The organism is Vibrio sp. V19_P1S1T109 (assembly GCF_002241375.1).
Taxonomy (GTDB): domain Bacteria; phylum Pseudomonadota; class Gammaproteobacteria; order Enterobacterales; family Vibrionaceae; genus Vibrio; species Vibrio anguillarum.
On the sequence record NZ_NDIM01000035.1, the window covers coordinates 1 to 8,339 of the forward strand.

The 8,339-nt window shown below is 45.2% G+C and carries 12 protein-coding genes; 1 reads left to right on the forward strand and 11 read right to left on the reverse strand.

The features are described 5' to 3' along the window. Positions 1-32: 32 nt before the first annotated feature. The 11 genes from B9J87_RS01970 to B9J87_RS02020 are packed head-to-tail and all read right to left on the reverse strand — an operon-like array spanning position 33 to position 7,752. Complete coding sequence (locus tag B9J87_RS01970; RefSeq protein WP_013855967.1) at positions 33-311, reverse strand: HPr family phosphocarrier protein; 279 nt, start codon at positions 309-311, stop codon at positions 33-35. A 10-nt stretch (positions 312-321) separates the two neighbouring features. Continuing rightward, positions 322-1,179, reverse strand: a complete 858-nt coding sequence (gene rapZ, locus B9J87_RS01975; RefSeq protein WP_010318814.1) for an RNase adapter RapZ — start codon at positions 1,177-1,179, stop codon at positions 322-324. A gap of 16 nt (positions 1,180-1,195) precedes the next feature. Next, positions 1,196-1,642 carry a PTS IIA-like nitrogen regulatory protein PtsN gene (ptsN, locus tag B9J87_RS01980; protein ID WP_013855968.1) on the reverse strand — a complete coding sequence of 149 codons (447 nt, stop codon included), beginning with the start codon at positions 1,640-1,642 and terminating at the stop codon, positions 1,196-1,198. A gap of 2 nt (positions 1,643-1,644) precedes the next feature. Continuing rightward, positions 1,645-1,932, reverse strand: a complete 288-nt coding sequence (gene hpf / locus B9J87_RS01985; protein ID WP_013855969.1) for a ribosome hibernation promoting factor — start codon at positions 1,930-1,932, stop codon at positions 1,645-1,647. A 25-nt stretch (positions 1,933-1,957) separates the two neighbouring features. Next, complete coding sequence (locus tag B9J87_RS01990; RefSeq protein ID WP_013855970.1) at positions 1,958-3,418, reverse strand: RNA polymerase factor sigma-54; 1,461 nt, start codon at positions 3,416-3,418, stop codon at positions 1,958-1,960. A gap of 51 nt (positions 3,419-3,469) precedes the next feature. Continuing rightward, positions 3,470-4,195: an LPS export ABC transporter ATP-binding protein gene (gene lptB, locus B9J87_RS01995; protein WP_013855971.1), complete on the reverse strand. Its 726-nt coding sequence runs from the start codon at positions 4,193-4,195 to the stop codon at positions 3,470-3,472. 2 nt (positions 4,196-4,197) lie between these two features. After that, positions 4,198-4,698: a lipopolysaccharide transport periplasmic protein LptA gene (gene lptA / locus B9J87_RS02000; protein WP_013855972.1), complete on the reverse strand. Its 501-nt coding sequence runs from the start codon at positions 4,696-4,698 to the stop codon at positions 4,198-4,200. After that, positions 4,679-5,242 carry an LPS export ABC transporter periplasmic protein LptC gene (lptC, locus tag B9J87_RS02005; protein WP_013855973.1) on the reverse strand — a complete coding sequence of 188 codons (564 nt, stop codon included), beginning with the start codon at positions 5,240-5,242 and terminating at the stop codon, positions 4,679-4,681. Before lptC ends, lptA begins: the two co-directional genes overlap by 20 nt. Next, positions 5,239-5,793, reverse strand: coding sequence for a 3-deoxy-manno-octulosonate-8-phosphatase KdsC (gene kdsC / locus B9J87_RS02010; protein ID WP_202599046.1), 555 nt, complete (start codon positions 5,791-5,793; stop codon positions 5,239-5,241). Before kdsC ends, lptC begins: the two co-directional genes overlap by 4 nt. Next, entirely contained in the window at positions 5,793-6,767 is a 975-nt protein-coding gene (gene kdsD / locus B9J87_RS02015; RefSeq protein WP_013855975.1) for an arabinose-5-phosphate isomerase KdsD, read from the reverse strand. Before kdsD ends, kdsC begins: the two co-directional genes overlap by 1 nt. A 19-nt stretch (positions 6,768-6,786) precedes the next feature. After that, positions 6,787-7,752: a calcium/sodium antiporter gene (locus B9J87_RS02020; RefSeq protein ID WP_017046459.1), complete on the reverse strand. Its 966-nt coding sequence runs from the start codon at positions 7,750-7,752 to the stop codon at positions 6,787-6,789. A 271-nt stretch (positions 7,753-8,023) separates the two neighbouring features. On the opposite strand from B9J87_RS02020, the gene B9J87_RS02025 reads away from it, so the two are divergent. Beyond that, positions 8,024-8,339: ATP-binding cassette domain-containing protein (locus B9J87_RS02025; protein WP_141201525.1), on the forward strand; the 316-nt coding region annotated here is incomplete at its 3' end.

Below are 8,339 nucleotides of genomic sequence, written 5' to 3' on the forward strand. Positions count from 1 at the left end.
GTCTGTGGGAGAGTGGAGTGTAAGCCTTGTGCTTACTCGTCTTCATCGAATTTATGTTCAATCAGCGAACTAACCGCTTGCAAAGCAGGCTCTGCTTGTGAGCCTTCAGCATTGATGGTGATGTATTGACCTTGTGCGGATTCGAGCATCAATAAACCCATTACACTGTCTGCAGTGGCTTCTTTTCCTTCTTCACTTTGAATGGTGACCACCGCATCAAAAGATTGCGACAGTTCAACCAGCTTAACGGCTGCACGAGCATGAAGGCCCAAGCGATTTTGGATTAAAACCGTTTTACTTAATAGTGGCATACCATCGCTCCTATTGCTGTTTTTCTAATGATGTATGGCGTATCTGTACTTGGTGACCCAATTGAGCAAAGTACTCGCCAAGCTGTTGAGTCAGGTAAACGGAGCGGTGCTTACCACCGGTGCAACCAATCGCAATTGTGAGATAACTGCGGTTGTTTTTTTCGAGCATCGGCAGCCAGTATTCAACAAACTTTTGAATTTGTTGTTTAAGTTCAATTACTTCACTATGGCGTTCAAGAAACGACTTAATTGGCGCATCCAGGCCAGTTAATGGGCGAAGATCGGGTTCCCAATGTGGGTTGGGTAAAAAACGGACATCAAACACGTAGTCTGCATCACTGGGTAGTCCATATTTGAAGCCAAAAGACTGAAACACCATCACCAGATCTTTGCGCTCACGTCCTTCAATTCGCATGCGTACGGTTTCGCTTAACTCATGCAACGATTGATTACTGCTATCGAGCACTAAATCGGCTTGCTCTTTGAGCGGCGCAAGCAGCGACTTTTCCAATTCAATCGCTTGCGCAAGCGAAGGTTTATCGGCGTTTAATGAGAGAGGATGGATACGACGCGTTTCGCTGTAGCGCTTGAGTAGTGTCTCTTTACTGGCATCGAGAAACAGCACACTAACGTCGTTATTCTGTTTTAGCTGCTCTAAAACATCCGCAACCAAACTAGGCTCCTGGGGCAAGTTACGGATATCAATACTCACCGCGACATTTTGTTTACTGCCTTGGACAGATTGAATAAACGCATCCAACAAGTTGACGGGAAGGTTATCGACACAATAGTAGCCGAGATCCTCCAGTACTCGTAAAGCAACGCTTTTCCCTGCGCCTGATTGACCACTCACAACGATTAAACGCATAGTTTCGGCTCGGTGGTTATTGGTTAGTCATGATGTCGTACAGCTCTTGATCGCTTTGTGCACTTCGAAGCTGTTTTAAAACTTGTTTGTCATTGAGGCGCTCGGCCATACAAGCGAGCGTTTTTAAATGCTCTTTGCACTGCTCTTCAGGAACGAGCAACGCAAACAGTAGATCGACAGGTCGATTATCAATGGCATCAAACTCAATCGGTTCTTCACACTGCAGCAAAACGGCAATGGCACGATCACTGTTGGTCATTCTTGCATGAGGAATGGCGATGCCATTACCAATACCAGTACTGCCCATTTTTTCTCGGCTGAGCATGCATTCAAACAGCTCGGTGGAATTTTGACCTGAATACTCAGCAGCGATTTCGCTAATGATTTCTAGGGCTCTTTTTTTACTGGTGCATTGGACCGCACTTTTCGTGCAGTCCAATGAGAGTACTTCGCTTAATTGCATGATTAATGACTACTTAGCTTTTCTTTATGCTTGTTGAGTTGTCTTACGAGTTTATCCACTAAACTGTCAATGGCAGCATACATATTTTCATTGTCGGCCACGGCGTGGATATCACCTTGATTTATGTGGAGCGTAGCTTCAGCGATCTGTTGTACTTTTTCAACACGTAAAACAACCTGTACGTTATTGATATGGTCAAAAAATCGCTCAAGTTTTTGAAACTTCGAGTTTACATAGTCTTGCATTGAATCGGTCAGATCAATGTGATGGGCATTAATGTTGATTTGCATAGACTTTCCTTCTCTGTTTTGTGCCTTACAGTAGGCGTTTGCGCTGACTCGATGGAGCAATGCCCAACGATTCACGGTATTTAGCTATCGTCCGTCTAGCTACCTGAATCCCTTGGTCAGCCAGTAGATCTGCAATTTTACTGTCACTTAATGGTTTGGCTGTATTTTCAGCGGCCACCAGTTTTTTAATCAGTGCTCGTATTGCAGTCGATGAACACTCTCCCCCGCTGTCGGTACTGACATGGCTGGAGAAGAAGTATTTCAATTCGAAAATACCACGCGGAGTATGCATGTACTTCTGCGTTGTCACCCTTGATATGGTGGATTCATGCATTTCTACCGCTAAAGCAACGTCATTGAGTACCATTGGCTTCATCGCCTCTTCACCATACTCAAAGAAATCACGTTGATGTTCAACAATACACTTGGCAACTTTGAGCAGTGTCTCGTTTCTACTTTCTAAACTCTTAATAAGCCATTTTGCTTCTTGCAAATTGCTGCGAATGTAGTTGCTATCGGCACTGTTACCTTTGCCTAATGCTGCATATTGTTGATTTATCTTAAGTTTTGGTACGCTATCTGGGTTTATTGTTACCACCCATTTGCCGTGATCTTTGTAAACAGACACGTCGGGCACAACGTATTCGGCGTGCTCGGTTGAAATATTATTTCCCGGTCTTGGGTCAAGTTGTTGAATGAGCTGCAATACCTCTCGCAGATCTTCTTCTTTTAACTTGGTTTCTTTGATGATCAACTTGTAGTCACGATTGCCGAGCAGATCAATATGTTGGATCAGCAGCTGTTTAGCTTCTTCTAACCAAGGGGTACTGGCAGGGTAGGTCGCTAATTGTAAAAGCAGGCAGTCTTGAAGGTTGACTGAAGCCACACCGAGGGGATCAAACTGCTGAACACGTTTACGAACGGCTTCAATTTCATCAAGCTCAATATTTTCATCGGCAAAGCTTTCTAAAATATCATCCAAAGAAACGGTGAGATAACCGTAGTCATCGATGGCGTCAATCAAGGCAAGAGCAATGCTGCGGTCGGTGTCGCTAAACGGTGTGAGATCTAATTGCCACAGTAGATAATCTTGCAGGGTTTGCGTTGTTTCACCTTGGTACACGGGCATGTCATCATCAAGGGCGATCCCTGTGCTGCCTGTGTTCGCGCTGTAGACATCATCCCATGTGGTGTCGATCTCAAGCTCGCTGCTGATTTCGGATTTTTCAATTAAGTCAGAGCTGTCTTGTGGCTCAATATCTAACACCTCAGCACTGGCTTCTTTCTCCTCATTGATGCTATGAACATCAGCGGTGGCATTCTCTTCATAGGCCTCTTCAACATCCAATAATGGATTAGACTCTAGAGCCTCTTGGATCTCTTGCTGGAGTTCCAATGTGGAGAGTTGCAACAAACGAATGGCTTGTTGTAACTGCGGTGTCATCGCTAATTGTTGGCCGAGCTTCAGTTGTAATGAGGGTTTCATTCAGTGCCAGTTACCTTATTATTTTTAGAATTGATGTCACTCTCTACTTAATCATAGACGGAATTGTTCACCGAGATAAACTTGTTTTACCTCTTCATTATTGAGCACGTCATGTGGTGTACCTTCTGCGATCAAACGACCCTGGCTTACAATATAGGCTTTTTCACAGACGTCCAATGTTTCTCGAACGTTGTGGTCTGTGATTAAAACGCCTAAGCCACGATCTCGCAGGTGTTGGATGATCTTTTTAATGTCGATAACGGAAATGGGGTCGACCCCTGCAAAGGGTTCATCAAGCAAAATAAATTGTGGGTTTGCGGCAAGAGCGCGGGCAATTTCAACTCGGCGACGTTCACCACCCGATAGCGCCATTCCCGCACTATGGCGGATATGTTGAATGTGAAATTCTTCTAGTAGATCTTCGAGTTTATCTTGGCGCTCTTCACGGGTCATCGATTCACGGGTTTCAAGTACCGCCATGATGTTATCTTCGACCGATAATTTTCGAAAAATAGACGCTTCTTGAGGTAAGTAGCCGATCCCTAAGCGTGAGCGACTGTGCATAGGTAAAATGCTGATGTCGTGATCATCAATGCTGATCTTACCTTCATCACGAGCGACAAGGCCGACGATCATGTAAAACGATGTGGTTTTTCCTGCGCCGTTAGGGCCGAGTAAGCCAACAATCTGCCCCGATTCTACTTGCAAGCTGACGTCAGAGACGACTTTGCGTTTTTTATAGCTTTTCGCTAAATGTTCTGCTTTAAGTATGGCCATAATTATTCTTGTGTCGTAGTGGCTTGCGGTTGAAGCACGGTCGATACTCGCTCGTTAGAGTTACCATCAGCCATCAGCTTCTGTGACGAAATTTTGTAGCGAATTTTCGTACCACGGATGATGCTATCATCTTGTGACAACATGGCTTGATCGATCATCGTCAACTGATCATCGGCCAATTTGTAATAGAGCTCTTTCGCCTCACCATACAAGGTTTTGCCATCGTCGGTTAATTGCGAAAAAGTGGCGAGGTTGCCATATCCTTCAATTTCTTGAATGGAGCCATCTTTCGCATCACGAGTTACAATCACTTTGTCGGCGTTGATACTGATACTGCCTTGTTTTAGTTTGACATCACCAAGGAAAGTCACTTTGTTGCTTTTCATGTCGAGCTGTTGGCTGTCAGAATCGATGTAAACTGGTTGGGCATTATCGGTGGACAATGCCAATGCGTGACCAGAAATCGCTAAACAAGCAATAAGACTAAGGTGTGAGAGTTTCATATCTACCTTGTACATGGTTATAAAGAATAGCGGTATTGTCGGCAAAGTTGCCTTTCATCGCTTGTCCTTGTGTTTCGAATTGTGGCCCAACCAAATCGACCTGATTATCGGCCCAAAAATCGCGATTATTGAGTTGAATGCTCATCTTAATGGTTGAAAGCGTATCAAAACCAGAATCTGCTAATAGGTTTTTTGCCAGTACGTCGTCATACAGTGTGAGTACTTGCTCTTCATCGAGTACGCCGCGTTTAGCGGTAATCTCCCACTCTTGCAAAATACCATCACGGAAGACTTTGAGTATCGGGTACTCGAAAATGGTGTCGCCACTTTTTGCGTAATGATCCAGATGCGTCGATTGAATGATGTAGCTGCGGATACCTTGCTCGTTATAGGTGGTGTTGTCGAGATTTTTTCCACTAAACGACGGTAACTCCAAGTTCGGAGCAACTTGTATATCGGTATTTTGTTCTTTATCGAACAAGTAATAGGCTGACCACGATGCGATAAAAATCAGTATCACATAGAGGACACGAGATAAACTCATACACTTAAGCCTTTGTGCACATCTAACTCACCGCGAGCTTGCAAAATCAAATCACACACTTCGCGTACAGCGCCATGCCCACCTTTTATATGGGTCACGTAGTTTGCGCGTTTAACTAATAGCGGGTGACCATCCGCGACACAGACTTTCAGCGCGACTTTTTCCATTACCGGCCAATCAATCAAGTCATCACCGATATACCCTGTGTGTTCTGGGGCAATATTGAGCTGGCGACAAATGTCGTTATAGGCTTTGACCTTGTCATCCTGACCTTGATAAACCAGTGTAATGCCTAATACGGCCATACGGTTTTCGACAATTTTTGACTGCCTACCTGTAATGATCGCCACTTCAATGCCAGCATTCATCAATGATTTTATGCCGTAGCCATCTCGAGTGTGGAAGGTTTTTAGCTCTTCGCCTTGATTGCCCATATAAACTAAGCCATCAGAGAAGACGCCATCCACATCGCAGATCAGCAGTTTTATCTGCTTGGCTATATCGAGAATAGGCGGTGAGACCGGGCCGTAGAGTGTATCAATCATGGTCATCACATCACTCCTGCTTTGAGCAAATCGTGCATGTTTAATGCACCGACCAATGTGCCATTTTCGCACAGCATCAAGCCATTGATTCGTTTATCTTGCATTAGGTTTAACCCTTCGACCGCGAGCATGTTAGGGTTTGCTACCGTTGGGTTTTGCGTCATCACCTCGCTGATTGCCGCGCTGTGAATATCGATTCGTTTGTCTAAGATGCGGCGTAAATCGCCATCAGTAAAGATGCCAATAAGCTGCATGTTACTGTCTACTACCGCGGTCATCCCCAAGCCTTTTTGGCTGATCTCAAGTAAGGCATCGCGGATCAATGCGTTTGGTTGCACTGTTGGTAGTGCATCGCCAATGTGCATGATATCAGAGAGCTTGAGCAACAATTTTCGACCTAAAGCCCCACCGGGATGAGACAGCGCAAAATCTTCAGCGGTAAAGCCGCGTGCTTGCAAGAGTGCGACGGCTAACGCATCGCCCATCACTAGCGTTGCGGTGGTGCTGGAGGTTGGCGCAAGGCCAAGCGGGCATGCCTCTTGTGGGACTGTGATTTGCAAATGAAGATCGGCCAACTTTGCCATATTCGATGACGGGTTGCCTGTCATGCTAATGATGCGAATATTGAGCCGTTTTAGCACAGTAAACAGTGATAAAATTTCCGAGGATTCGCCAGAGTTTGAAATAGCAATTACGATGTCGCCACGCTCGATCATACCAAGATCACCGTGCGCCGCTTCTCCTGGATGTACGAAAAATGCCGAAGTGCCAGTACTGGCTAAGGTCGCGGCAATTTTTTTACCGATATGGCCTGATTTACCCATACCCATCACCACAACTTTGCCGTGATCATTGGCAATGATCATTTCACACGCTTGGCAAAATGAGTCGTCAAAGTATTGCTCTAGCTGCTGTAAAGCCGCCATTTCGGTGGCGAGAACTTGCTGTGCAACACTGCGATAATCAAACTGATTCGACATTCGATACTCCGAGTTTGGGTTAAGCGGTCATATTCATAAGTAGATAAGCTTGGTATCCGATAAAAGCGAGGAAGAGCACGCCTCCCTCAATGCGGTTAATACTACGCGATTTCCCTAAAGCCATGGCAACCAGTAGCAGAGATACGCCAAGCATCACCCAAAAATCGCGTCCCATCGCATGCTCACTGAGTATCGATGGATTAAGAATGCCGGGTAAGCCCATCACGGCAAGAATATTGAATACGTTCGAGCCAATAATGTTGCCCACTGCCATATCATCTTCGCCTTTCAACACACTTGTGAGTGAGGCGGCCAATTCTGGCAAGCTGGTCCCAACAGCGATGATTGTCAGGCCAATTACCAAGTCGCTCATGCCAAAAAACTTAGCGATAATGACGGCGTTATCGACTAACACGCTGGCAGCAATCGGCAGAATGATAAGCCCAATCACTACCCAAATAGCCGCTTTTGCGTTGCTCACGCCCTGCGGTATTTCAGATTCCTGCTCGGTAAGCAGCGCGTCACCATTTTTTTGCTCGTTACGGCTAATGCGGAGCATCGCGATGATAAACACGGCGAAAAGTGCAAACAGCAACACTCCTTCATAGAATCCTAAGTGGTTATCCCACAATAACGCACCAGCAAGTAGTGTGACCGCAATCATTAGCGGCAGTTCACGGCGGAGTACCGCAGAACTGACGGAAAGCGGTTTGATGAGTGCTGTAATACCCAAGATCAAAGCAATGTTAGCGATGTTAGAACCGAGCACGTTACCGACGGCAGTATCGGTTTTCCCATCCAAAGCGGCCGTTGCCGATACCATCATCTCTGGTGCTGATGATCCCATTGCTAAAATAGTCATGCCGATCACTAATGGCGAGATGCCGAAGTTGCGAGCAAGCGCGGCAGAACCAAAGACTAACTTGTCAGCGCTCCAGACTAAAAACACCAAACCTACAATGAGAAACGCTACCGCTTCGATCATGATGATACCTAATTAATGAAATGAGTGAAAAAATGATGCAATTAACCGCTAATTTTGACGTGTTGGTTGCGAAAAGGGAAGCTGAAGATCCAATTAATTACGTTCAATTCATGGTTTAGTTAGCTATCCATCAATAAATGACCGGAAGATTGTTTTGGCGAAAGATGATGCTTTACTTTAGGATGTAATTGAACAGTGCTTTTAATTTTAGAACGTTATGCTTATGATTGCCCATCATTTTGGGGCGGACAACAATAGTGAAACACTCATGATGCCAATCAACGATCTTGTCACAATCAAGAATTTAACCTTCTCCCGTTCAGGACGGAAGATTTTCGATGACGTGAGTCTCAGCGTTCCGCAAGGAAAAATTACCGCCATTATGGGGCCATCGGGTATTGGTAAAACCACTTTGCTACGTCTTATTGGCGGACAACTGTTTCCTGAACAAGGTGAGATTTGGTTCGACAAACAAAACATCCCGATGCTCAGTCGCAAAAAGCTGTATCAAGCTCGTAAAAAAATGAGCATGTTGTTTCAGTCGGGCGCGTTATTCACCGATTTAAATGTGTTCGATAATGTGGCTT